The 664-nt window shown below is 50.3% G+C and carries 1 protein-coding gene; it reads left to right on the forward strand.

Annotated elements, in window-relative coordinates:
* Nucleotides 1–664 (forward strand): bifunctional diaminohydroxyphosphoribosylaminopyrimidine deaminase/5-amino-6-(5-phosphoribosylamino)uracil reductase RibD (gene ribD, locus R7040_RS27055; RefSeq protein ID WP_318097685.1); only part of this gene is annotated, 664 nt, incomplete at both ends.

Here is a 664-nt window from a genome sequence, read left to right on the forward strand (position 1 = left end):
GTGATCATTGGTGAAGGTTATCATCATCGCGCTGGAGAGCCTCATGCTGAAGTGCACGCGATGCGCATGGCTGGTGATAAAGCTGAAGGTGCAACGGCATACGTTACCCTTGAACCGTGCTCCCACTATGGACGCACGCCACCTTGCGCTGAAGGGTTGATAAAAGCCAAAGTGGCGCGAGTAGTGTGTGCGATGGAAGATCCGAATCCAAAAGTGGCTGGACGTGGCATCCAAATGCTACGTGAAGCCGGGGTCGAGGTTCAGGTTGGATTGTTAGAAAACGATGCGATTGAGCTCAATCGTGGCTTCATTAAATTCATGCAAACAGGCATGCCATTTATCCAATTAAAAATGGCAGCAAGCTTAGATGGACAGAGTGCGCTAAGTAATGGCAAGAGCCAATGGATCACCTCCCCACAGGCTCGCCAAGACGTGCAGTGTTATCGAGCGCAAAGCGGTGGCATTCTGTCTACAAGCAAAACAGTGATGGATGATAACGCTTCTCTCAACGTTCGTTGGGATGATTTGCCGCAGAGTGTTCAAGCGCACTATGAGCTGACGGAAGTTCGCCAACCTGCACGGGTAATACTCGACCGTCAACAGAAACTGAGTGATGACCTTAAACTGTTCAGTACCGAAGGTGAGCGAATTATTGTCAGCAGCG

The organism is Vibrio sp. 1069 (genome assembly GCF_033340555.1).